This is a genomic window from Bacteroides sp. DH3716P (assembly GCF_025914115.1).
GTDB lineage: Bacteria > Bacteroidota > Bacteroidia > Bacteroidales > Bacteroidaceae > Bacteroides > Bacteroides ovatus.
This window is the reverse complement of the sequence record NZ_CP083673.1, coordinates 1,959,352-1,985,346: the sequence shown is the minus strand read 5'-3', so window position 1 is coordinate 1,985,346 and position 25,995 is coordinate 1,959,352. Positions and strand designations below refer to the sequence as shown.

The 25,995-nt window shown below is 39.7% G+C and carries 15 protein-coding genes and 3 pseudogenes; 12 read left to right on the top strand and 6 right to left on the bottom strand.

Annotated features, from left to right (window positions below):
• Positions 1-189 precede the first annotated feature (189 nt).
• Together KQP79_RS07065 and KQP79_RS07060 are read left to right on the top strand one after the other, a co-directional pair.
• Positions 190-393 (top strand): helix-turn-helix transcriptional regulator, encoded by a 204-nt coding sequence (locus KQP79_RS07065; protein WP_008775102.1) that lies wholly within the window; start codon positions 190-192, stop codon positions 391-393.
• Positions 394-407: 14 nt separating this feature from the next.
• Complete coding sequence (locus KQP79_RS07060; RefSeq protein WP_008775103.1) at positions 408-710, top strand: HipA N-terminal domain-containing protein; 303 nt, start codon at positions 408-410, stop codon at positions 708-710.
• Here KQP79_RS07060 and KQP79_RS07055 read toward each other — a convergent pair.
• The 4 genes and pseudogenes from KQP79_RS07055 to KQP79_RS07040 all read right to left on the bottom strand — a co-directional run.
• Positions 699-806: pseudogene (locus KQP79_RS07055) on the bottom strand (IS110 family transposase); the annotation flags it as partial. The gene KQP79_RS07060 and the pseudogene KQP79_RS07055 sit on opposite strands and share 12 nt — an antisense overlap.
• A gap of 164 nt (positions 807-970) precedes the next feature.
• Positions 971-1,855 (bottom strand): annotated as a pseudogene (locus KQP79_RS07050) (MFS transporter); the annotation flags it as partial.
• Between the two features lie 363 nt (positions 1,856-2,218).
• On the bottom strand, positions 2,219-3,778 hold the full coding sequence (locus KQP79_RS07045; protein WP_032849335.1) for a type II toxin-antitoxin system HipA family toxin: 1,560 nt from the start codon (positions 3,776-3,778) through the stop codon (positions 2,219-2,221).
• Positions 3,768-4,088 carry a helix-turn-helix domain-containing protein gene (locus tag KQP79_RS07040; protein WP_032849336.1) on the bottom strand — a complete coding sequence of 107 codons (321 nt, stop codon included), beginning with the start codon at positions 4,086-4,088 and terminating at the stop codon, positions 3,768-3,770. Before KQP79_RS07040 ends, KQP79_RS07045 begins: the two co-directional genes overlap by 11 nt.
• A gap of 372 nt (positions 4,089-4,460) precedes the next feature.
• On the opposite strand from KQP79_RS07040, the gene KQP79_RS07035 reads away from it, so the two are divergent.
• From KQP79_RS07035 to KQP79_RS07005, 6 genes are all read left to right on the top strand, one after another.
• Positions 4,461-4,604, top strand: a complete 144-nt coding sequence (locus KQP79_RS07035) for a hypothetical protein (protein ID WP_162864672.1) — start codon at positions 4,461-4,463, stop codon at positions 4,602-4,604.
• Positions 4,605-4,710: 106 nt separating this feature from the next.
• Complete coding sequence (locus KQP79_RS07030; RefSeq protein ID WP_008775110.1) at positions 4,711-6,546, top strand: hypothetical protein; 1,836 nt, start codon at positions 4,711-4,713, stop codon at positions 6,544-6,546.
• 374 nt (positions 6,547-6,920) lie between these two features.
• Positions 6,921-7,124 carry a hypothetical protein gene (locus KQP79_RS07025; protein ID WP_008775111.1) on the top strand — a complete coding sequence of 68 codons (204 nt, stop codon included), beginning with the start codon at positions 6,921-6,923 and terminating at the stop codon, positions 7,122-7,124.
• Positions 7,125-8,477: 1,353 nt separating this feature from the next.
• Positions 8,478-11,897 (top strand): helicase-related protein, encoded by a 3,420-nt coding sequence (locus KQP79_RS07015; protein ID WP_061447628.1) that lies wholly within the window; start codon positions 8,478-8,480, stop codon positions 11,895-11,897.
• Positions 11,898-11,909: 12 nt separating this feature from the next.
• Entirely contained in the window at positions 11,910-14,936 is a 3,027-nt protein-coding gene (locus tag KQP79_RS07010; RefSeq protein ID WP_138343593.1) for a DUF1156 domain-containing protein, read from the top strand.
• A gap of 16 nt (positions 14,937-14,952) precedes the next feature.
• Entirely contained in the window at positions 14,953-18,243 is a 3,291-nt protein-coding gene (locus KQP79_RS07005; RefSeq protein ID WP_032849356.1) for a DUF499 domain-containing protein, read from the top strand.
• Between the two features lie 413 nt (positions 18,244-18,656).
• On the opposite strand, the gene dnaK is transcribed toward KQP79_RS07005, so the two are convergent.
• Positions 18,657-20,570, bottom strand: a complete 1,914-nt coding sequence (dnaK, locus tag KQP79_RS07000; RefSeq protein WP_061447629.1) for a molecular chaperone DnaK — start codon at positions 20,568-20,570, stop codon at positions 18,657-18,659.
• Positions 20,571-20,898: 328 nt separating this feature from the next.
• Positions 20,899-21,687 carry an META domain-containing protein gene (locus KQP79_RS06995; protein ID WP_004313951.1) on the bottom strand — a complete coding sequence of 263 codons (789 nt, stop codon included), beginning with the start codon at positions 21,685-21,687 and terminating at the stop codon, positions 20,899-20,901.
• 145 nt (positions 21,688-21,832) lie between these two features.
• Here KQP79_RS06995 and KQP79_RS06990 point away from each other — a divergent pair.
• The 4 genes and pseudogenes from KQP79_RS06990 to recA all read left to right on the top strand — a co-directional run bounded on the left by KQP79_RS06990 (position 21,833) and on the right by recA (position 25,944).
• A pseudogene (locus tag KQP79_RS06990) lies at positions 21,833-23,115 on the top strand (hypothetical protein).
• Between the two features lie 90 nt (positions 23,116-23,205).
• Positions 23,206-24,399 carry a saccharopine dehydrogenase family protein gene (locus tag KQP79_RS06985; protein WP_004312514.1) on the top strand — a complete coding sequence of 398 codons (1,194 nt, stop codon included), beginning with the start codon at positions 23,206-23,208 and terminating at the stop codon, positions 24,397-24,399.
• 28 nt (positions 24,400-24,427) lie between these two features.
• Complete coding sequence (gene bcp, locus KQP79_RS06980; RefSeq protein WP_004312515.1) at positions 24,428-24,883, top strand: thioredoxin-dependent thiol peroxidase; 456 nt, start codon at positions 24,428-24,430, stop codon at positions 24,881-24,883.
• A 26-nt stretch (positions 24,884-24,909) separates the two neighbouring features.
• Complete coding sequence (recA, locus tag KQP79_RS06975) at positions 24,910-25,944, top strand: recombinase RecA (protein ID WP_004312516.1); 1,035 nt, start codon at positions 24,910-24,912, stop codon at positions 25,942-25,944.
• The last annotated feature ends 51 nt before the right edge of the window (positions 25,945-25,995 follow it).

The following is a 25,995-nucleotide window of genomic DNA, read 5'->3' as shown; positions in this document are numbered from 1 at the left end:
GTGCAAAGATAAAGTTTTTCAAGATATAAACAACAATAAGTATATCAGAAAATCAATAAATATATAGCCATCTTAATAAATCATCAATTGAATGTATTTTGATTAGTTAGAAGTTTATTAAATTAAACTTTTATAGATATTCCAATACATTCTCACTATATTTACATAATTAGCTCATTATATCAAACTATGGAGTTTTATAAAGTATTGAAAAGCAGAAGAAGCATCCTCAGAATTTCGCAAGAGGATTTAGCTGAAATATCAGAGATAAGTTTATCCACAATCAAGAACATTGAACGAGAAAAAGGAAACCCTTCCTTAAAAACAATAGAAAAAATTTGCGAAGTACTTGGGCTAGAAATTTGCCTTAATGTAAAGAAAACAACAAGCTAAAAACAGTAACACCTATGAGAGAATTAAAAATATTCTGTAATCATATTTACGCCGGATTACTTACTGAACATTCAAAACAAGAATATACGTTTTGTTATGATGATGGTTATTTTATCAATCCTTCCCTTCCTGCCATCTCATTGACTTTATCTAAGTCTCACCAATCGTACACAAGCCAATACTTGTTCCCCTTCTTTACAAATTTACTACCTGAAGGAGCAAATAAGAAAATCTTTTGTCGATTATGTAAGATAAACGAAGAAGATTACTTCAGCATATTATCGGCACTTGAAATAAAAGATATGCTCAGGAGTTAATACACCAAACTTTTCTTCAATTTTATCACCATTTTCTTTGAGAATGCACATAAACACATTATCTTTATGCACATTAAGACCACATACGTTCCTCATATAATTAGTACTATTTTTTAGCACTTGAAAGATACTAAATGTTCGGGAATCTCGAAATATGAACGAACGGAGTGGTCTTTATTTTTATTGAACACGCTTATAAATCAAGTTTTTTATATAAGTTTGCATTAGAAAACAACGTATGAAAAGAATACAATTATGCTAGCTATCACATTCATCAGTCCAAAGATTAATGCGGGAAAATTACGGCTTCCTGCAAACAGCTCATCAGAAATAATACCCGAAAAAACGGTACCGACTATTCCACAAATGGAACTTATGGAAATAATAAAACTGGCATCCAACGTGGAATAACCTTTCTGCGCTTCTAAATAGAACACTCCCCAGCTATTCACGGCATATCGGCTGATATACATGAAAGCACTGCTAAGTGCCAATATCCAAATGGCAGGATTACGAAGTACCGCTTTCTGGGCACGACTAAATTCTTCCTACTGTTTCTTGGCATTACCATTGGGAGCGGGTGCCTCGTTGCCCAACAAGAACCCCTGGCTTTGAGGAGTATCCCTCATAAAGGTAATCATCATCAGGAACCCAAGCAAGCCGATCTCCCCTGCACCAATCATTCCATACCTCCATCCCATCCAACCTACAATCAAGGCGATTGTCATGAAAGTAAAAGCCTCACCGATGTTATGGCTGGCCGACCAGAAGCCATAATAGGTTCCGCATTCTTTGCTGTTGTACCAGCGACTCAAGGAAACAACTCCCGATGCAGCCCCCATTGACTGAAACCATCCATTCAATCCCCAAAGAAGGACGAAGGCATAAAAAGAGTTTGTAAACCCCAATAGCAAATGAATTAAGGCAGAACAGAGCAGGTCGGTTGACATGAAGCGCCTTACATTACTACGGTCAGCCAGAAAACCATTTGTCAACTTTCCTACGGCGTAGACAAAGAAGAGGCAGGAACCGATGATACCTAGTTCTGTTTCCGAAAACACACCTTCTTCTACAATAGGTTTACGTACAATATTCATACTCAGGCGACATACGTAATAAATACCATATAAAACGTTTGGAGTCATTGCATGTTCTTACAGCTTTCTTTTCATATCTACTATTATTAAGTTAATAATTTGATAATCAGATGTAAATTCATAGAAACAGAACAGCGTTTTCTCTGTTTAAAAAATTATAAATATTTTATTTTTGAACCATTGATAGCCGCAAGCATCTCAATTTTACAGAATGTACTCCTGCTATTGTACAAAGTTTGTTTTGCAATAAATGTATCCATCTTGTTTTAGTCCCTCAAATTCCATGAATTCATAATGTTTTACCTGTATACAATATACAAAAAAAGCCAGTTACCTACTGGCTACATTCCAAACCTACTACTCCCCCCATATAAAAACCGCTGGCTCACGTATCCAACGGTTCACAACAGTCTATCTCCTGCTATTGCTATTTGTTTTCTCACTATCCCTTCTTGCCAAAGGCAGCAACAGCCGTTCCACAAGTGCTTTCTTATCCTCCGTAGGCATCTTGTTTCTGCCCTTAGCTATGATTTCAGCGGCCAAATCACTTTTACGACCGGCAATATATTTTTGCCGTTTTCCGTTAATCATTGCTTCTATGCGGAAGTCATGCCGAGTATTCTCTATGATGTTAACCTCCGATACCTGTAGGTTGTCTTCTGTTTCATACGGCTCTACAAGTGTAGGCAAATAATGCCTCATAGCCTCTCCTATCTCCAGAGGCACTAAGCTCGAAAGATATTGCTCTATACGGTTCTTCCAGTAGTCGTCTATCTGCAGGTCAGAGGCATGATCATAGAAATGGCCGATGGCAATACCCACTTCATCTATTATCTTTTTTGCATTCTTTATACCGTTCAGCTTCGCAAACTGTAGCAGGTCATCTTCTACTATTTCATCATTCTTTCCGGCAATACTCATACAGTGTATGTTTTCGTATGCTGCACCGTCCAAATTAGTGGTAAATGTTACATCGTATGCCGGAGTAATATGCCATTTCCCGTCTTTCTCCATCAGGAAAGAAAAATTCTTGATGTGGTCATCCACATTACCACCCATTACATTGAATACCATCCGGCGGTAGAGTTCCGATTGCTCACTGGCCGGAATATTCAGCCTCCGGCACACTTCGAACAAATCTTCATAACTTGTTGCATCGGGATTCATCGCAGCAAGCGTCTGAGTGTGTACTTTCTCCCCGTTTATCCTGTCATAGCGTTCCGTCAGAAAGTGATATTTCCCCTCTATCTCAATAAGCCGCGAGGGCATCATGGTCACTCCGGCTTCCTTTGCCATCTCATAGTACGCCATTTCCATTTGTGTAAAAGGAAAATCTTCTCCTTCCGAAAATTTCAGGATGTAATAAGTATAGCCTTCGGGCAAGGGCACCTGGCCCGAACGTATATCATGTGTGGTTTCATGAATGGCGATAATGGCTTTCGGGTGCTGTCCCCCGGCAGAAGTTCCTACCTCATAGATACTTTGCAGATGCAACGTCTCGTCTTCTTGCACCGACACCTCTTCCCGTTCTTCAAAAATACGGCGTGACAGTTGGTACAAACTGTCTATCTGAAGAGCAGAAGAAGATTCCAGTCCGGGAGTGGCTGGAACGAACTCAAAAGCCCCCATCCCTCGTTTCCCGATGAAAGAGAGCTTATCTACCGGAGTGAGCATACGTTTCGGGATACGGTTCTGCGCGGCCCACCGGTCAAAAACCATATTTCCCCACCGGTCAGGCAAAGAGTCTGCCAGAAACGGCGGCAATCCCTGATAGAGTTTATCCTTATTGCCGGATATAGGCATACCTTTTGCTGCCCCACCCTTGACAGAAGCGGTCAGCGGAGCTATTTCCAAGCCTTTCTTTACGAAATCCGGATGATAGTTGAAGATGGCCCTTCTGTTCCTTTCGTCCCAATAAAGCTTCCCTACCTCTTCACCCCATAGCATAACATTCACAATATTATTTTCCATGTCTCACCCTTTTCGGTTTTTTACTCTTCATTTCTTCCAGCACGTATGCCGAAACAGGTATTTCTGGCAACAGCTCATCCATTTGTTCCAGACAGTCCGCTACCCGTAGGAGTGCAAGAAAATTACCCATGTTGATGTTACAGGCATTTCCATTCTCAAACTGCCGTAAAGTAACAAGGCTTACACCGGCCTGCTCGGCGGCCTCTTTTTGGGTGAGCTTGCCAGCCAGCCTGTATTCCTTGAATCTTCTGCCCAACTCCGCAATAATCTCCGGATTGGACATCGCCCGGGTTATAGAATTTGTCATCATAGCACAAAAGTAAATATATTAACGCTTAAATCCAAATATAGTATCTAATAATTAATATATTTACCATTATACTCAAAAAACTACTTCTGCAAAAAGAACCTCTCAGGCGAAGTATACCGAACCCATATCCGGCATATAACATTTTTACAGATACTCCGAATGAATATTATTGATACATTGCCCCCCAATAAACGTGAAACGTAGTCTCGGCGGAGCTTTCCGAGTTGAGACTCGACGAACTGGCGGACCGGCACGGATTGGTCGTGGAAGACCTCGCTTCCAGAAGGAAGAAAAACCGCGGTGCGCTGGTGCTATTAAAGGAGGCATATTTGGATGATTTTCTATGGTTTATCCCTGAGAATACGATGACCTATGAATAGAATTCCGGTAAAATGCCCGTTGGCTGCTGTCGTGATTCTCGGTGGTGTCGTATGGTTGCAACACAGTCATGCCGTGCGGCTGAGGACGGAACGGGACCGTTACCAATCGAATAGTACGCGCTGCTTTCGGAGGTGAAGCACATGCGGGTGGATTCGGTCACGATGGCGCTCGACTCCAAGACATTGCGGCTGACACTCGACGAGTACAAGCGGTTCAGGGTGGAAAGAAGGAGAAACTCACAATGGCACTGCTGCAGGAATGTCTGAAGAAAGTTAATGTCAAAATTAAACAGATTACCTATCGTCCTGCTTACGATGAAGGTATCCATACTAACAATATGCTAAACCTATTGTTGTCAATGATTCCAAATCGTAATAAAACCTTGAGCTATGCCCATGGTAAACTAATTTGTGGCACTTGCAGTAGCATATATAATAAAGGGAGAAGTGCGGGTGAGGAGTTGGGCCTGCATATTAGTTTCGATTACGATAATCTCTTGACTGCGCGCACATTGACTTTTGCCGAGGAAGATAAGGTAAAAAAGAATAACAAGAAAGATTCTCCGGTATATCATTTGGAGTTTGATGAAAAACGAATCTATTTTTCTTCCAAGAAAAAGAAGGGAACGAAGGAATACTATAACCATCCGTCTGTTTTTAGAAAAGGTAACAAGAACCACATACCTTTCCTAGGATTCAGTGATATAGAACACTTTGAGGAATCGCAGGCTTATCTTATTCGAAGTGTGCTGCAGGACTTTCTTACAACCTATTTGAAGTACGTGTCTGTTAATCCAATAGAGTACAAAAAGCCTACATTATTGAAAGCACAGGATGCAGAGTTCAGGAAAGAAGATGAACTGTTGCGTGATATGCTCTCTACCTCATGGATTGAGATAGCCTGTCATACCACCGAAACAGGTGTAGAAAAGTTACGAAATTTGATAGAGCAGAAATCAAGGGAGTACATCAAAAAGCTGTTTGGCAATAGCTTTGAAGGTTGGCATGAGAAGGACAAGCGTAGAAAACAAATCTGCATTCGTATCGTTGGTGACAAAGACCAGGAGGAAAAACTTTCTGATAGCGAACACCAAACTTTGGATTATAGACATTTGAAAGAGAAAATGGAACTGATAGAAAAGAAAATTCCTACCCAAGATGTGATGATTAAATCTGAGATTGAGGCGGCCACTATCAAGAATATCTTCCGTCAGATACTGATTAAGGACTATTGTATAAGAGAGGCACTGCCTCAGTATATGATAGAACGTTTCAAAGGATGCGTCATCACGTATGCAGAGAAAAAGAAAAATAATCTGTATTACTTTGCACAACTTACCATAGCCAAAGACGGATCGATAGCTTACAAGGTTGGAGAACCTCGATTGGCTCACGATGGCGTGATTACAGTTTTGGGAGAGAATTTTGAATCGCACGAATATCATATTCCTGCATTTAAGAAGGGATATAACGAGAACTTTATCTATTGTATTGAGAAGGATGGTATCACATACAACATTTATGACACTTGTGAGTTTGTATTCCCTGAAATGGAGGAAATACACCAGGCACTCGTGAGATTAAAGAATGTACAAGTACCAGTTGAGGTATACCATGACCTTATGGATATGGTGCAAAGCAATGAGTCGAAGGTACTATGCAAGCAGCGTATTCGCGAATATGCAGATAATGTGTCCCATGACTTGTTCTATTCAGACATTAAGAAACTAGGTAAGGAAGCTCCACCGGAAGAGAAACTTACCCGGAAACTGATGCGACTTGTAACTAGTAAGTATAATATCAAGAAAGGGCAAGACTTCAGAACTGCAGGTCGCAGCGAGGAAACATTGGCTGCATGCGTTAATGTACATTACTGGAAACAGGATGCGAAGTTGTGGAAGTATTGCGCTGGTCCAAATACAAAGGGTAATTTTCATTCTATTAACCACAAAGTGTATGTGCGAGAAATACTCAGCGACATAACCCCTGACGAGGCTTTTGTCAACGAACTGATATACTCGCTGGGGGATGGTTGGAATAAGATAAACGAGTTCTCCGTTCACCCTTCAATTTTTTAATTTCTCAAGGAACGTTTGGAAATATATAAAGCTCAAGAACAATTAAATGAATTAACAAAAAAGGTAAAGTAGAAATACTTTTAGGGAAGATAATGACGACAAAAAGTTCACCATACAGTTTTGTTTAATAGGAAGTGCTCAAAATATTATATAAATAAGAAACAGGATTCAGCTATAATTATCTTATATCTTACGCCGTCCACTATTTTGTGTAAAGTGGGAAACTACAAGATGCGAGTTTTATAATTGAATCCTGTTCCTAAGCTTAGATAAAAAACAAGACTACTCTCATCCTTGTTGGTGAAGTGGTCTCAGTGTGTGAGCCACAAATACTTTTTTATTTACCGTGATCTATGCCATAAATCTTATGTCCCATGAGAAAAATTGTGGTTGAAGTTCACAATGATAGTGTTTTTGTGTGCATATTAGGTGAGAATGGAGATAAAATTCAAGAGAAGTTTGGTATCTTAACTAGTAAATTAGACAAATTTCGCAATTTATTAATTGAAAATGCAATAGGCGAAGTTGCAATAACAAAGTACCAGAGTCTATCGGATACCTATTTGGCGAGTTCATGAAAATTATTTTTCACTAAAGTTAGAGAATTCCTATTATATTAAACTATTTCCTGGCAGGAAGAGTAACGGGAATTCAGCACCTTTGTCAGTATGACCGTCGGATATTCGACTTAAACAAAAAATTTGTCTATAAATTTCCCAAGTTGAATGTCTGTCTACAATGGTGTAATAACAGATTCAAAAAGTTATAAAAATGCATTGGAGTGTATACTTAATGGCGTGACAGCCCCGAAGTATTATTAGAGCAGATACATAGACGTACTCTTAACCGTGTTGGACCGGATATTATAAAAGATGCACTAATCGGAATTGTCAATGAAACGGGTGTGGATGTAATACGGCAGTTGAAGATGGAAATCGATTCAGCAAAAATACACAAGGTAGAATGCCTATTGAAAATGAATGAGCTTAGCAATAAGTACCTTTCAAAATAACTCACAAACAATCCCCTAGGGCAAACAGTGGTCAGCTACTACTATTATTGTAGAACGCAAAGTGGATATGAAATCGTCTCTCACGGCTTCCGCATTAGTCTCTTAGCAGGGATTTAAGCTCGTAATGAAGAAAGTGCCAATAAAATTAAATCCCGAAAGGTAATACATGGAAATAAATATCTTAGAAAGACACTGATAGGATGCATTTGAGACGCAAGTAACACCCGAGGGTCTTCCTTCAATAAATTCTGTTACACCCAAGTTATATAAAAAAAGTAAATGTGGCTATTCTTTGTTCCATTCCCTGATTATAATTCATCTCTACCTATTTTGACACTACAATCTGATTAACTGGCAAAGCCACCCGTTGTTAATTCTCCCTGTCCGTCAGTTCATTGTTTCATTGTGTCTTTATGTATTCATTTCCTTATTCGTCAGTTCGCGGCTAATTCTCTACTCATCTGTCACAGCTTTCAACATCGAAGTGCCTCCATCTATTAGATGGATATTGCACTTTGTAGCTGAGCATATCGTCATTTTCGTATAAAGAGTTTTCTAATCCAAATAGATAGTATATCAGACCTGTGATACCATGAAACAAGGATATTAAGTAGACACTTTACACCTCTTTTTTACCCTCCCAAGAGAAATAATCATCCTCTTTTCTCTTTTTATAGCAGATTGTTTTATATCTTTGTTTAACAATTAAGAATTTTGTAATGGACAAAACCATGAATCGGATAAAAAAAGTATTTGAAGAAAAGGTATCAAACAAACCTAGCTGGCAAAAAAACTGGAAAAAGTTTCTGTATTGTCAATTCTTATGTTTGCAATAGAAGACAGACCAGTTTGGAAGTCTTATTTCAGATAGCAGAAGTCCTTCAAATGGACGTAAAAGATCTTATAAAATCCTCTAACAATGATTGAAGTCGGCAATATAATAAAGAATCTAATACCAACAGAAGCTGTTGTTGTTAACAAAATACAGAAATTAGGAACTATGTATTCGCTCAAATTTACAGGAGTAAATACGAATAAAAGCAGTTCCAAGGTGATTACAGAAGAACAGTTCAGTTCTTTAGAAGTATTGACATCTGATGGAGAGTTCAATTTCAAGGGCGATCCCGATAAATTTGTATTATTTGCAGAAGCAGAAAGAATAAATTCCGCTTATCAATTTGATCCTCTATTTGCCATCAATTGTAGTGTTGTAGATCCACTACCCCACCAAGTAGAAGCCGTATACAAATTTTTGCTTCCCCAACCTAAGATACGTTTTCTGCTGGCAGATGATACAGGTGCAGGAAAAACAATTATGGCAGGCTTATTATTGAAGGAACTATTAATGCGAAAGATCATTGAGCGTATACTTATTATCACCCCAGGCGGCCTGACCAAACAATGGCAAGAAGATGAAATGGGAGTAAAATTTAATATTCCGTTTACGCTTGTCAATAGAAGTATTTTTAATGCTGACCCTACCATTTTTCGCTCGGCAAATAAAGTGGTAGCTTCTATTGATTTCATTTGTCGGGAGGATGTGTTGAACATTGTCAGCAATACAAACTGGGATATAGTCATCTTTGATGAAGCTCATAAGCTATCGGCTTATGAATATGGGCAAAAAACATATAAGTCAAAGCGATATGAAGCTGCACACTTACTTTCTCAACAATGTGAACACATCTTGCTGTTGACAGCTACCCCACATAGAGGAAGAACTGATACGTTCAAAAAACTTCTTCAATTATTAGACGAAGATATCTTTGCAACAGAGGATATTGCTGCCGACAGAGTAAAAGAATTAAGTAAAGATGGGCTGAATAAGTTTTTCATACGCCGATTAAAGGAGGACATGAAAGACTGGAATGGCAACAATCTATACAAGGATCGATATACCAGAACAGTATCTTTTCAATTGACACCAGAAGAGAAGCGACTCTATGACAATGTTACCAACTATCTGACCAAGCAGAAAGAAGAAGCAGCCGAAACAAGGAACATTCATGTATCTTTGGCTTTGGCTGTAATGCAACGACGATTAGTCAGTTCTATTTTTGCCATCAAAAACACATTATACAAACGTTGGATTGCGTTACAAGGCATAGTGGATGAAGTAGGCAAGAATCCTAACATATGGAAACAACGTCAGAAGTTAGAAGAACTGGATGTGGATAGCATCGACCAATACGATGACCTGGAAGACGATGAACGGGATGCGTTGGATGGTATCCTATCTGACCCTCGAAAATTCAAACTGTTCACCACTTCAAAAAGTTTAGCAGAGATACAGACCGAAGCTCAAGAAGTGAAACGTCTTTATGAGATGGCGAACAACCTGTACAATCAAAATCAAGAAGAAAAGAAATACATTGAGCTAAAAGAGCTCTTGAAAAGTCAGGGAGTTATCAATGGTGAAAAACTGGTTATTTTCACAGAGCACAAGGACACATTGCTCTATTTGAGAGAACGTTTAAGCAACAACGGCTATAAAGTAGCAGTCATTCATGGAGGCTTATCGGTTGATGAACGCCGCCAGGCACAATGGGATTTCATGTCTCCTGAAACCCAAATACTCATTGCAACTGATGCTGCCGGCGAAGGTATCAATCTTCAATTTTGTAGATTGCTAATAAATTGGGATATCCCATGGAACCCTAATCGCTTAGAACAACGCATGGGACGTATCCACCGCTATGGACAAAAAAATGATGTACTGGTATTCAATATGGTGGCGGACAACACTCGGGAAGGACAAGTATTGTCCCGTTTACTGATAAAGTTGGATATTATTCGTCAAAGCATGGGTGATGACCGCGTTTATGATGTTATTCAAGATGTACTGAAGGATGTTAGTCTGGATGCTATTATAGCTTCCGTCTTTGATGGAAAAGAATCTTCCTTTGATAAGTTTATAGAGCAGGATGAAACCATCATTGAGAAAGTATTTCGGAATAAGATAGAAGAACAACAAAAAGTAATCGCCCATAGTGAAGTCGATTATAAAGATGCCCGTATCCTCAAAGAACATTCTGACGAGAAACGATTGCAACCGATTTATATTCATCTGTTTTTTGAAAGGACTTTCAGCTACTTAGATGGCAAATATAGGATGATACAGGACGGAATTTATCAAATGGAAAACATTCCGGATGTACTTTCCAAACGTCTAAAAGATGATTATAATATCTATGCTGAAAATATCAATAAATTATTGTTCTGCTTCGATAAGCACATATTCCTGGACTATCAGAACACCAATGCCATATTGGGTAAGGTACACTATATCAATCCGGGTAACGCTTTGTTTGATGCACTCATTGATTGTGTACGCGATTCTTTCAGAGACGAAATGCTGAAAGGTACGATTCTTGTTTCACCAGAAGATACTGAAGACTATTTTGCTTTTTACGTTAAAAATCAAATTACAGACAACCGTCCCAACAAAGGAGATGACAGTATAGCAAATGAACAACTTAGTTTTGTTTATCAAAATAATAATGGAGTGTTTCATGTAACTTCACCAGCCAAGTTTCTGGATCTGCATGCCCCTCTTCAATTTGCCAAACAAATCACTCCTCCTGCTCTTATAGGTAATGAAGAAGTCACCGAATGGGCATTCGAGAATATCACTTTACCTCTGTTCACCTCTACGCAAGAGATTGTAGAATCAGATGCTGCAAAGCGGAAAGAATATCTGCAGACTGCATTCAGTCAGATTATCATGGATCTGGACATTGAAATTAATGAATTGCAAGGTAAGGTGTTATTGGGAGACATAAAAATACAGGAAAAGCTGCTGCATAAGATGGAACGAAAAGCAGAACTACTCCGCAAAAAAGATGAACGCATACGCGAAATGGAGCAAATGGTTCAGATAAATCCCAAAGCTCCGGAAATATTGGGATGTGCTTATGTCGTCCCCCTCAGCCAAATGGAGTATGAGCAACATTATGGTATGAAAAGAGACGATGAAGTAGAAGCCATAGCTATAAACATGGCTATCGAGTATGAGGCTGCCAATGAATGGCAAGCGGAAGATGTTTCCAGCCAAAACTTAGGATATGATATCCGGAGCATCAACAAGTTGGATATTAAACGGTATATTGAGGTCAAAGGGCGTTCAGGAATCGATGGAGTTATGCTGTCGGAGAATGAAATGAACCGGTTGGCACAACTAGGAAACAGTGCATGGCTTTATATTGTAGTGAATTGCAAATCTAAGCCACAATTGCACCGTATTCAAAACCCAGCCAAGAAGCTCATCTTTGAACGGAAAGATAAAGGAGTACAATACTACCTGCCACTGGATGAATGGAGAAATAAAACTGAAAAATAAGAAAACATAGATATGACAAAAGCAAAAAAGCTAATAGAGGTAGCTATGCCGATTAAAGAAATATCGGCTGAAAGTGTACGTGATAAATCTATTCGTCACGGGCACATTTCTACTTTACATTTATGGTGGGCACGCCGTCCACTTCCTGTGTGCAGGGCTGTAATCTTTGCCAGTCTGGTACCAGACCCATTAGATGAACAATGTCCGCAGGCTTTTAAAGATGCTATACAGGAGTTGTTAGGAAACGATCCACTTTATGCACCTTATCCGGATATTCCATATACTGCCATATACGATCCAATGCCGGACAATCTGCGCAATCGTTTGCTGATGTTTATAGGCAAGTTTTCTCCAGTCTGTCAAGCTAATATGTTGAAAGGCAAAAATACAGCTTCGAAAGAGCAGTTAAGTGAAGGTTGCCTGATAAAATGGGAAAGTAAGAATGATAAGGTTGTTTTGACAAAAGCAAGAAAGTTAATCTGGGTTGCATACAATGCAGGACAGAATCCTAATGCTTCTTTTATTTCGTTAAGTCAATCATTTGATGCTGCCTATCAAGCTATTGAAGAAGCTGAAAACAATCTCTATAGTTGTATAGACCGTCATTTAGAAACTGATATCATAAAAGAAAAGGAGACTGCGCTACAAACTGCAATTGATTGTTTTCAAAAACAGATGCCAAGTGTGTTTGATCCATTTGCGGGTGGAGGTGCTATACCTTTAGAGGCAGCACGTTTGGGATGTCGCAGCTATGGCAATGATATTAATCCGGTTGCCCATATCATTGAAAAAGGAAGTGTAGAGTTTCCGCAAAAATATGGTAAGCCCATACGATATACAGAAGAGGAATTTCGTCGTATTTACGGGAAAGAGGGTATAGATATACTCATTGCCAAGGGAATTTCTATTAGCAACGGCATTATAGATATTCCCAACAGACTTTCTTTTGATGTGGAATACTATGCCAAACAATTGTTGGCTATGACAGAGAAAGAGGTAGGACATTTATATCCTGCTGATGAAAATGGGAACAAACCAATCGCCTACTATTGGGCAAGAACTGCTACTTGCTCTAATCCAAGCTGCAAAGCAGAAGTGCCCTTGTTGAAACAATTCTATTTGGTGAATACTTCATCGAAGAAGGTGTATTTGAATCCTATCATTAATGGGACAGATATTCAATTTGAGATTAAGGAAGGAGTTTGTTCAATAAAAGAAGGATGGAATAATCGGGGAAACATGACTTGCCCTTGCTGTGGAAGCATTACAGCTGTAAATCAGGTTAAACAACAGTTTAAGGTAAAAACATCTAAAGAAGTTTTATTAGCAATCATTTCTGAAACAAATAGTGGAAAGCTGTATACATCATCAAGTAAAAATGAATACATTAAGCCACAATCTGAAAATATAGATAAGCCTACAGATAGAATGGCTGTTGAAAATAATAGAAATTTCAATACTCCAGGATGGGGAATAGAAATTTATGGAGACATGTTCTCTGACCGTCAGCTATTTATGCTCCAATCATTTACAAAAAGCTTCTCTCTTTTAAAAAAGAGAATAGAGCTGACACAATATACTCAAGCTCTTTACACTTACCTAGCAATCTGGATTGATCGAATTGCTGTAGCTAATACTTCATTGGGAAGATGGCATAATGGCCGTGAAACTATTGAACATCCATTCAGCAGACAAGCTATTGCCATGGTTTTCGATTATCCGGAATCCAATCCTTTCTGTAGTAGTTCTGGCAGCGCAACAAACCAACTTGAATGGATACTGCGATATATAGAATCAGAAAGTAATTCTTCTTTTTGTACTAATTTAAAAAATGCATCAAGTGGAGAAAGAAGCCAATTTGGAGGTAAACAGCTGACTGCTGTGGTTACAGATCCTCCATATTATGATGCGATTGCGTATGCTGATATATCAGATTTTTTCTACGTTTGGCTAAAGCGAACATTAAATGATACATATCCATTAAACTTTTCAACACCGCAAACACCTAAATCAGAGGAGTGTACTGCGCTAAAACATCATCATAACAATAGCGAACAAGAAGCTAAATTATACTTTGAAAAGAAGCTCACAGATATATTTGATGCAATAGAACAACAAACGTCTGATATAGTCAGTATAATGTTTGCTCACCAAACAACAGAAGCATGGACCACGTTGTGTAATTCTATTCTAAGTGCCCGCATGAACATAACAGGCAGCTGGCCTATGGATACTGAAATGGCAAATAGAAGTTTGGGACTGGCAAGTGCCGCACTTGAATCTTCTGTAACCGTTTCCTGTCGCCCCTCCGAACGTTCTGGTTATGGCAGCTTCAAACAAGTGAAACGAGCCATTGAAGAAAAAGTTAATAAAGAGGTAGAAAAACTTTATGGGTTAGGTTTCCGCGGCGCCGATCTATTAACAGCTTGCTTTGGACAAGCAGTAAGTGAATTTGGCAAATATGAAAAAGTAGAAAAAGCTGATGGAAGCGAAGTAACTGTAACGGAACTTTTAGAACTAGCAAAAACAGCAGCTTTCAATGCTTTGCTCAGAGGTTTTGAAGGAGATGAATATACCAAATTCTACATTGGCTGGTTGCAAATGAACGGTATGGAAGAAACAGATTTTGATGATGCTGCAAAATTCACACGCATCGGAATGAATATAGATGTTAGCGACATATTCCATCATCATTTACTTATTAAAGATGGGAATAAGCAGCATTTAGCTTCCTACACAGAACGAATCACGGGCGAAATACAAGGTACTAACATCAATGATCCATTGATAGACCAAGTTCAACAGGCTATGATGCTATGGTCTAAAGAAAATCGTCCTAAACTATTGCGTCTTATTAAGCTGGTAGGTTCTGAAGCTAACAATAGTTTTTGGCGTGTATTGGCCTCCCTAAAAGAGTTACTCCCCGATGGAGATGACCTTAAACAAGTAAATGAGCTACTTGCTAATAGTGAGGAACTAATTCAGTCTTGCCAGAAGGATATAACCGGTCAAGCTACACAAATGAATTTAGGATTTTAATAAATACAGAATGATTATGAATGATAATTTATCCAAAGCACTCAGTATTTTTATTGAAGCCATGCGTCCGTTCGTCGTGGGTTTCTTACTGGAGAAATTTAAGGATGAGCCTTGGGAAGGCATATTCTTTGCACGGCTTAAACCGGACAAACAAAACACCTGGAATAAAGCTGTTCAGTCGCTATCCGCAGATAGTGACCGTAAGCAACTGGTAGATTATAGCAATCTATCAAGCTTTGCCATTGCCTTTAAACAAGAGCTAACCGATGAATTGGGAAATAGCAAAGAAGCAAATAAACTTATCAGCTATCTGCAAGAGATACAGGAAGTACGTAATAAATGCAATCACTATCAGCCATTGGATGAAGACGAGATAGACAGAGCTTTTGGCACTATGAAACTAGTAGCCAAATTACTTCAGATGCCTGATTTAGTAACAGAAATAGATACAATAAAAAATAGAGAAAATGAACCGACTATTCAAATAGAGACACCTGTCACTACAGAAGCTTCTTCTACAGTTTCTTTCTCCGAAGACTCCCCTCTACCGGCCTGGTATACGAATGTATATCCCCATTATGATATCCGCAACGGCTCACTGGATGAATCTGTTTTTGCAGCAAACCTTAGTGAAGTGGCTATGGGCATCGGACAAGAAGTGTATAGCAACCCGACCATGTTCTTTGAAAAAACCTATATCACAGCCGGATTGCGCGATATAGCCAACCGAGTTGTTCGTGCGTTGAACGGCGAAGAAACCGATAATCGAGTAATCTCCCTGCAGACAGGATTCGGAGGTGGTAAAACACATACGTTGATCTCTTTATACCACATTACAAAAACTGGAAAATCTCTGCTCTCTTCAGCCTATACTCAACATATTTTAGATAGTAAAGTAGCCCCTCAGTTTGAGAATGCGCAAGTGGCAGTGTTTACCAATAACACCACTGATGTATCACAAGGCAGAACCACCGATGATGGAATCACTATTTATACCTTATGGGGAGAACTGGCTTATCAATTAGGAGGTTTAGAAGGATACAACTTAATTAAAAAGAATGACATAGAACGGATTTCACCGGCAGCCAATTTATTTCGACCTATTTTGGAAAAGTCAGCCCCTGCTCTTATACTAATTGATGAGTTAGCAGACTATTGTAATAAAGCATCGGCAGTCATGATAGGAAAAGGAAGTCTATCCGATCAGACTATTGGTTTTATGCAAACACTGACTGAAGTGGTATCTTCTGTACCTCGCTGCGTATTAATTGCCACATTACCCGCTAGCGCAACGGAAGTTGCTTCATCGGCCATCGGTCAACAGATACTGACTGCTTTAGAAAACCGTATTGTCCGAGTTGGAACAAGTATAAAACCCGTCGAAGATGAAGAAATATTTGAAGTCGTTCGCCGTCGTTTATTCGACAATATTGGGAATCCGCAAGTGATAGAGCTTGTTTTAAACCGTTACAAGAATACATATCATAATCGGCGTTCCGATTTACCCAATCAAGCCGACCGCATGGAATATATTAACAAGATGCGCAAATCTTATCCCTTCCATCCGGAATTGATTGATATGTTTCGTTTAAAATGGGGACAGGATTCTCGTTTCCAGCGTACGCGTGGAGTATTACGATTATTAGCATCCATCGTGAAGGATTTGTGGACACGACGGGGATCATTAACTGGTACCCAGGCATTAATCCATACCTCGGATGTCAACCTTAGTAATCTGCCAACATTAACAGGTACTATAACCAGCTTGATGGGAAGTCAGTGGGAAACAGTGATTCATGCCGATGTCATAGGTACCTCAAGCAATGCTTATAAAATAGACAATGAAGATCCTAACAACAATATCGGCAAATATAACTTGACCCAAGGTATAGCCACTACCATATTAATGGCTTCATTGGGTAACTTGCAAAACAAAGGATTGACTATTGAGGAACTAAAACTATGTATTTTGAAACCTAGTGCATTTAATCATAGTGAAGTAAATAGTGCATTAAACAAATTGGAACAAGTAGCTCATTATCTCTATTCCACCAATGTTGGTTCACGCAGTTATTGGTTTCAATCCAAACCTAATATCAATATTTTGGTAAATCAGGCTAAAGCTGAAATAAGTCAAGCGGATATTTCGGGAGAAATTATTAATCGACTAAATGCACAAACCCGTAATGTATCAAAAATCAAGGTACTGGTTAATCCAGCCAATGATATTCCTGAACAAAAAAGTCTTACATTGGTGATACTCGGTCCTGAGTATGCAACACAACCAGGAAGTATAAATACCAAAACCAAAAAGCAAGTTGAGCAAATAGCCCAAAATAAAGGTTATAGTAGTCGAATATACAGAAATACTATATTATATTTGGCATGTTCTGAAATAGGTCTAGGTATGCTACATAGTAAGCTACTTGAGTATTTGGCTTGTGCGAAAATACAAGCTGAATATAGCGGGCAGATAGAACCAGAACAGAAGAAAGATATTTTAGAGCGTAAAGCCGAGTACGATAAACAAGCAAATGCTTTACTTATTGCAGCTTATAATATTGTATGTAAATACTCTGTTAGCGAGGGGATAGAGAAAATCGAGATTAAAGATTTTGCACAAGATTTTAACACGCAACTAAGTAGCAACCTTTTTAACAATATAAAAGAAGAAGAATGGCTGCTTGAAAAGTCAATTGGCCTCGGAACTTTACGCAGCAGTGGCTTATACCCTACAATAGAGCAACCCATACAAGTTAACGACTTATATGAGGCCTTTCTACGCTTTGATGACAAACCCATGATTTGTGGAGTGGAAACTGTCAGCAAAAGTATTCAAAGGTATTGCGAGAATGGTGATTTTAATGTAGCTTGTGGTGAACAAGGAAACTACAATCACATTTATCATCATGAATCTGTTCCATTCTTAGATGTTACCGATCCGCAATATTGGTTAGTGGACAAATCTATTAATAATCAACCAAAATCTGAAGAAAGTTCTACCGATGAACAGTCAAGTGCTTGGAATTCACCCACAGGAGAAAAATCGGAGCATACAGCCCCCTCCCAACCTGTAGACGAGTTACGGAAATTTAAATCCATCAAAGTCTCTGGAAAAGTACCGGTTGAGCGTTGGACTGATTTATTCTCCAGCTTTGTTGTTCCTCTCAAAAATAATGGTTTGGAAATAGAAATCTCTTTTAAGGCTAAAACCACAAGTTTAAATCCATTGGATGAATCGGCACAAATTTACAAAGTAGTAAAGGAATCGGCAATGCAATTAGGGCTCAATTTGGAAGAAGAATAGAATAAATAAAATAAAGTAAGAGCCATGAAATCTGTGACTCTTACTTTATTTTCGCTACTTATTATTGTACCCCTTTGAAATTAAGGAATGGATAATAAAACCGGACAAGCATCTACCAGTCAATCATATTTATTGTAAAAAAACGCAAGTAAAGATACAATTCGTGCAGAGATAGACTATTCAATATTACCCAGAAAGACAACAAAGTGAGTATTAAAATTTAATATAGATAAAGATGTTAATTAAAAATCATATTTTCACATAATAAAGCGCGTGACAACAATGTGGCAAATATAATGCAAACATATATAAATATAACATAATAAACAGAGGAAAAACATAAAAACAAAAGCGGTAAATCAATGATTTACCGCTTTTTATATTACATACTATTAGTAGTTTACTTATAGATATTAGTGGACTTCCTCGAAGTCAGCATCCTGAACGTTATCTCCGTGCTTGCTGTTATCTTGCTGGCCAGCACCACCATTCATATCAGGACCAGCCTGTGCTCCACCTTGCGCACCGCTCTGTGCATACATTTCAGCACTTGCAGCCTGGAAAGCAGTATTGATTTCTGCCATAGCAGTATCAATAGCAGCCAAATCTTGTGCCTTGTGAGCATCTTTCAATTTCTGCAAAGCAGCTTCAATCGGAGCTTTCTTATCAGCAGGCAACTTATCACCTAATTCCTTCAACTGATTTTCAGTAGAGAAGATTACGCTGTCAGCCTGGTTCAGCTTGTCGATCTTTTCACGTTCTTTCTTATCTGCTTCAGCATTAGCTTCAGCTTCAGCCTTCATCTTTTCGATTTCTTCCTTGCTCAAACCGCTGGATGCTTCAATACGGATAGCCTGTTCTTTACCGGTAGCCTTATCTTTTGCAGATACTTTCAAGATACCGTTGGCATCGATATCAAATGTAACCTCAATTTGAGGAACACCACGACGAGCCGGAGCAATACCTGTCAAGTTGAACTGACCGATTGATTTGTTCTGTGCAGCCATCGGACGTTCTCCCTGTAATACGTGGATAGTAACTTCCGTCTGGTTATCGGCAGCAGTAGAGAATGTTTCACTCTTACGAGCCGGGATGGTAGTGTTAGCGTCGATCAACTTAGTCATTACACCACCCAGTGTTTCGATACCCATTGACAACGGAGTAACATCCAACAATACTACACCTTTGATTTCGTCTGTCAACACAGCACCTTGTACAGCAGCACCAATTGCTACTACTTCATCCGGATTCACACCTTTAGAAGGAGCCTTGCCAAAGAAATCCTCTACCAATTTCTGAACAGCCGGAATACGTGAAGAACCACCAACAAGGATTACTTCATCAATATCAGCATTGTTCAAACCTGCATCACTCATTGCCTTCTTACATGGTTCAAGACAAGCCTGAATCAATTCGTGAGCCAAAGATTCGAATTTTGCACGAGTCAAAGTCTTCACTAAGTGCTTAGGCACACCACCTACCGGCATGATATACGGCAAGTTGATTTCTGTACTTGTAGAAGAAGAAAGCTCAATCTTAGCTTTTTCAGCAGCTTCTTTCAGACGTTGCAAAGCCATCGGATCCTGAGTCAAGTCAGCACCTTCGTCGTTCTTGAATTCCTGTACTAACCAGTTGATGATTACCTGATCGAAGTCATCACCACCCAAGTGAGTATCACCGTTTGTAGAAAGTACTTCAAACACACCACCACCAAATTCGAGGATAGAGATATCGAATGTACCACCACCAAGGTCGAATACAGCAATCTTCATATCTTTGTGAGCCTTATCCAGACCGTAAGCAAGAGCTGCGGCTGTCGGTTCGTTTACAATACGTTTTACTTCCAGACCGGCAATCTGTCCGGCTTCCTTAGTAGCCTGACGTTGAGAGTCGGAAAAATATGCAGGAACGGTGATTACTGCTTCTGTTACTTCCTGTCCGAGATAGTCTTCGGCAGTCTTCTTCATTTTCTGAAGAATCATAGCAGAGATTTCCTGCGGAGTGTACAGACGTCCGTCGATGTCAACACGCGGAGTGTTATTGTCACCTTTCACTACTTTATAAGGAACACGAGTCACCTCCTTCTGTACCTGATCCCAAGTTTCACCCATGAAACGTTTGATAGAGAAGATTGTACGTGTAGGGTTCGTAATAGCCTGACGTTTTGCAGGATCACCCACCTTACGTTCACCGCCATCTACGAAAGCGACAACAGAAGGAGTCGTACGTTTACCTTCACTGTTTGCAATTACTACAGGTTCGTTACCTTCGAATACGGCAACACAAGAGTTTGTAGTTCCTAAGTCAATACCAATAATTTTTCCCATGATCGTTATTTTTTTATTTATTATTTATTCATTGATTTCTTTTTGTCCGGTTGTTTCTCCGGCTCTTATCAAGGAGCCTCGTCGCGAACGGACGCTTACTAAAAAGCAAACCGTGTGCCAAAAAGAAATTATACGAATGCATGACATAATATCTGCCAAAAAGACAGTTTTAATAAATAAACACTGCTGACATAGTCATATTCAAAGCCAGTCAGCAACTGTTTCTTTAAACAAATACAGACGACTCTGGTTCGATGAAAGAAAAAAAATATGCCTGTGTCGTCATGTGCGACACAGGCATATCCTATTATATAGATTGATCTATTTATTACTTTTCCAGCACGATGACCAATGCGCCATTTGCATCATACAAGCCAATGCCGCCACCGGACAACACATCGAATGACTTCACCTCATTGATAGCTTTCAGCACCTTACCTTCTGTTTCCATGTCCGGACAAGCCATCATTGTGCTCGCTACTCCCGGAAAAGAAATTGATTTGGCATTGCTGGTACTGGTTTCAAAACCGCCATTAATCAAATTACATCCGGCATTGCCATGAATGGTCTTTTTCTTCACATCAAAAGCAATGAAAGGTTGTTTTTCCATACCGGAAGGAATTGCTTCACCATTCACTTCTTTAATTTTCCATTCTCCATTCAAAACTGAAAGTTTCACATCAGCCTCCTTCTTTTGTAGAACGACAACCGGACGGTTGGACGAATTGCAAAGATACATCTTATCTTTACCTGCCTTCTTGTATCCTTTTACTTGCGCAAAAGCATTCAATACATTATTTTCAGTAGTCATATCCGGACACATCATTCGGGTACTAGCCATCCCTGTAAGTTCAAGGCTTCCCGGCTTCGCATTTACATCGAAACTACCCATCATACGATTACATCCGCTATTGCCGGACACACGACCGGTCGCTGTATCAAAAGCGATAAAAGGAAGGGTTCTACTTTCGCCCGGAGCAATTTTCGAGCCGTTGACTTCTATAATATTCCATTCACCATTGATAGATGACAGAGGGATTGCCTTCTCAACCGAACGGCACGAAGACATTGCAAGTGCTGCACCAGCAATGCAAATTGAAACAAATACTTTCTTCATATTGTTATAACGTTTAAGTTAAAATCGGGGGCAAAGATATCAAAAAGATTGGAAAATAACATCCAATACAACATAAAATATATACATTTGCCAGTAGATATACAACAAACGAACAATTTACATAGTTCACTTAAAGTAAACAAATATGAGAATAATTGTCCTATCTTTAATTCTATTCTGTTATGGCACGTGTCCTATCACAGCTCAAAGTGATTACATTGTCACTACTCCTTCCACGCAGGAAATCCCTGTAGGTGAAGAAGAACAATTCATCAAGAATAACTTTCCACTGCAACCGCTGTGTAAATGGACACCCGGAATGAAGTTTATGTTTGTTCCTTCTACACGGAACATGTTCCTTCCTACTCTTTCCAGCTACGACACCGACAAAGGAATAGACAACAGCCTGCTGAAGCACAAGATTCTCACTTTCACGGGAACAGAAGAGAAGGCTCAAAATATATCAACCGGAACCAACTATTCCACTCGCTTCGTATTCGAATGTGAGGGAGAAAAATATTATTATGACATAAAGAACATGAGACTGGACGAGATTTGCGAGAAGGCTCCCCGTGCCGGTATCAATGGATTGGTTTATCTGAAAGATGTAGATACTGCCAAAGAGTTGTTAGTAGGAAAAACAGTCTATATACAATCTGAAAGTGCCCGGGTAGACGATGCCAACAATTATTCCGGCTATCGGGATATAGCAATTCCTGTCAATACGGAAGCTACAATTACCGCTATTGGAGTCGGCAGTCAGGCATATCCAGTGAAAATCGTATTCAAAGATACACAGGGACATTCTTATTATCTGGAAGTCGCTCTCTCGCGAACGAACTCCGGCATGGACCTGAATGATTTTCAAGGCGAAAAGAGAATGAAATATTTTTCAAATGCATTCAGTTTCACTAACAAGAGTCTGGGTACTATTGAAAGCCTGAAAAATAAATACTTGGGAATGACCGTTTATCCTAAAAAGATGCTGCCGGCCAAAAGAATCGTATCTTTTGAAGATAAGCAGACCGAATCACGTGTTCACTTGCCCCGATATACGGTTCTGCAAATAAAAGAGATTAAATTATCTCCCCCGGCAGCCTGGCCACCCTGTCATTAACGGACAGGGACGGGGCAATCTATGAATTGGAAACAGATCTGAAATATGACGTGATTGTCAAAAATGATAATTATATCGAAGATTTTTTCGGATTCGAGGATATACATAAGAAATATCCGGGCATTACAGAAAAACGTTGGCAGATTATCTCCCGGGGAGATTTGGAGGCAGGGATGAGTACGGTAGAATGTCGTTTGTCCATTGGTGATCCGATAGAAATCGAGCTGAAAAAAGACAGTCGTTTCGAAACTTGGTTCTACAATGGCAAAACGCTGGAATTCGAAAACGGAACCTTGCAACGTTACAAATAAAAAGGAGTAGCTGCGCAATGATTATCTGAAAATAATCACGTATATTTGCCAAACCAATAAATCATAAATTATAATTCATTAAATACAGAAATGGGTAGAGTTCTTATTATTGGTGCAGGCGGTGTTGGCACTGTCGTTGCACACAAAGTGGCACAAAATGCCGATGTATTTACAGATATCATGATTGCCAGTCGTACGAAAGAGAAATGCGATAAAATCGTCGAGGCAATAGGTAACCCCAATATAAAAACAGCTAAAGTTGACGCAGACAATGTAGAGGAGCTGGTAGCCTTATTCAACGATTTCAAACCCGAAATGGTGATTAATGTGGCTCTCCCTTATCAGGATCTGACGATTATGGAAGCTTGTCTGAAAGCCGGAGTGAACTATCTGGACACCGCCAACTATGAGCCGAAAGATGAAGCTCATTTTGAATACAGCTGGCAGTGGGCTTATCACGATCGTTTCAAAGAAGCAGGTCTGACAGCTATCCTCGGCTGCGGATTCGACCCGGGAGTAAGCGGTATCTATACTGCTTATGCAGCTAAACATTATTTTGATGAGATTCAATATCTGGACATTGTAGACTGCAATGCAGGTAACCATCATAAGGCTTTTGCTACAAACTTCAATCCGGAGATCAACATTCGCGAAATTACGCAGAACGGACGCTATTATGAAAATGGCAAATGGGTAACTACCGGTCCGCTGGAAATCCACAAAGACCTTACATACCCGAACATCGGTCCGCGTGACTCTTATCTTCTTTATCACGAAGAACTGGAATCTTTAGTGAAACATTATCCGACTATCAAACGTGCACGTTTCTGGATGACTTTCGGACAGGAGTATTTAACTCATTTACGCGTTATCCAAAACATTGGTATGGCACGAATCGACGAGGTTGATTACAACGGAATGAAGATTGTACCATTGCAATTCTTGAAGGCTGTATTGCCTAACCCGCAGGATTTAGGAGAAAACTACGAAGGAGAAACTTCTATCGGTTGCCGTATCCGTGGTCTGAAAGACGGTAAGGAACGTACTTACTATGTATACAACAACTGTAGTCACCAGGAAGCTTATCAGGAAACCGGTATGCAGGGAGTAAGCTACACCACCGGAGTTCCGGCAATGATTGGAGCCATGATGTTCTTCAAAGGCGAATGGAATCGTCCGGGTGTAAACAATGTAGAAGAATTCAATCCGGATCCGTTCATGGAACAACTCAATAAGCAAGGTCTTCCCTGGCATGAAGAGTTCGACAAGGATTTGGAATTATAAGAGTACACCTATTCATTAAAAGAAAGTTATGATAAACGTAGGAGATAAAGCACCGGAAGTCTTGGGTATCAATGAGAAAGGCGAAGAAATCCGTTTAAGTGCTTATAAAGGAAAAAAAATTGTGTTGTACTTCTACCCAAAGGACAGTACATCAGGTTGCACCGCACAAGCGTGTAACCTGCGCGACAACTATTCCGAACTACGTAAAGCCGGCTATGAAGTAATCGGTGTCAGCGTAGACAATGAAAAGTCGCACCAGAAATTCATCGAAAAGAACAATCTTCCTTTCACTCTGATTGCTGACACTGACAAAAAGTTAGTAGAAGAATTTGGAGTATGGGGAGAAAAGAAACTGTACGGACGTGCTTACATGGGTACTTTCCGCACTACTTTCCTGATAAATGAAGAGGGAATCGTAGAACGAATTATCACTCCCAAAGAAGTGAAGACCAAAGAACATGCCTCACAGATTTTAAATCAATAACTCCATTAATTATATAAGAATAAGGTATGGCAAAAAAAGACGAACTTAATTTTGAAACAGATAATAAAATGGCATCAAGCGAAAAACTAAAAGCCTTACAGGCTGCCATGGAAAAGATAGAAAAGAGCTTCGGTAAAGGTTCTATCATGAAAATGGGTGATGATAGTGTTGAACAAGTAGAAGTGATCCCGACAGGCTCTATTGCCCTGAACGTGGCACTTGGCGTTGGAGGTTACCCTAGAGGTAGAATCATCGAAATCTATGGCCCGGAGTCTTCCGGTAAAACAACATTGGCTATCCACGCCATTGCTGAAGCACAAAAGGCCGGCGGTATCGCTGCTTTTATTGATGCCGAACACGCTTTCGACCGTTTCTACGCATCTAAACTGGGCGTAAATATCGATGATCTTTATATCTCTCAACCGGATAACGGAGAGCAGGCGTTGGAGATTGCGGAACAACTGATTCGTTCTTCTGCTATCGACATCATCGTTATTGACTCTGTAGCCGCACTGACTCCTAAAGCGGAAATCGAAGGCGACATGGGTGACAACAAAGTAGGCCTTCAGGCACGTTTGATGTCGCAGGCTCTTCGTAAGTTGACAGCTGCTGTGAGCAAGACACGTACTACTTGTATTTTCATCAACCAGTTGCGTGAGAAGATCGGTGTTATGTTCGGTAACCCGGAAACAACAACCGGTGGTAACGCTTTGAAGTTCTACGCTTCTGTACGTTTGGATATCCGTGGTAGCCAGCCGATCAAAGATGGCGAAGAGATTCTCGGTAAACTGACTAAGGTGAAAGTGGTGAAGAATAAAGTAGCACCTCCTTTCCGCAAAGCAGAATTTGACATCATGTTCGGTGAAGGTATCTCCCATTCCGGAGAAATCATCGACTTGGGTGCTGACCTGGGAATCATCAAGAAGAGCGGTTCATGGTATAGCTACAATGATACTAAGTTAGGACAAGGACGTGATGCCGCCAAACAATGCATCATGGATAATCCTGAACTGGCTGAAGAACTGGAAGGATTGATCTTCGAAGAATTGAAGAAGAAATAATTTGCTTTAGCCCTGCTTTATCAGCAGGCTAAAACTGAACTAAAACTGAAA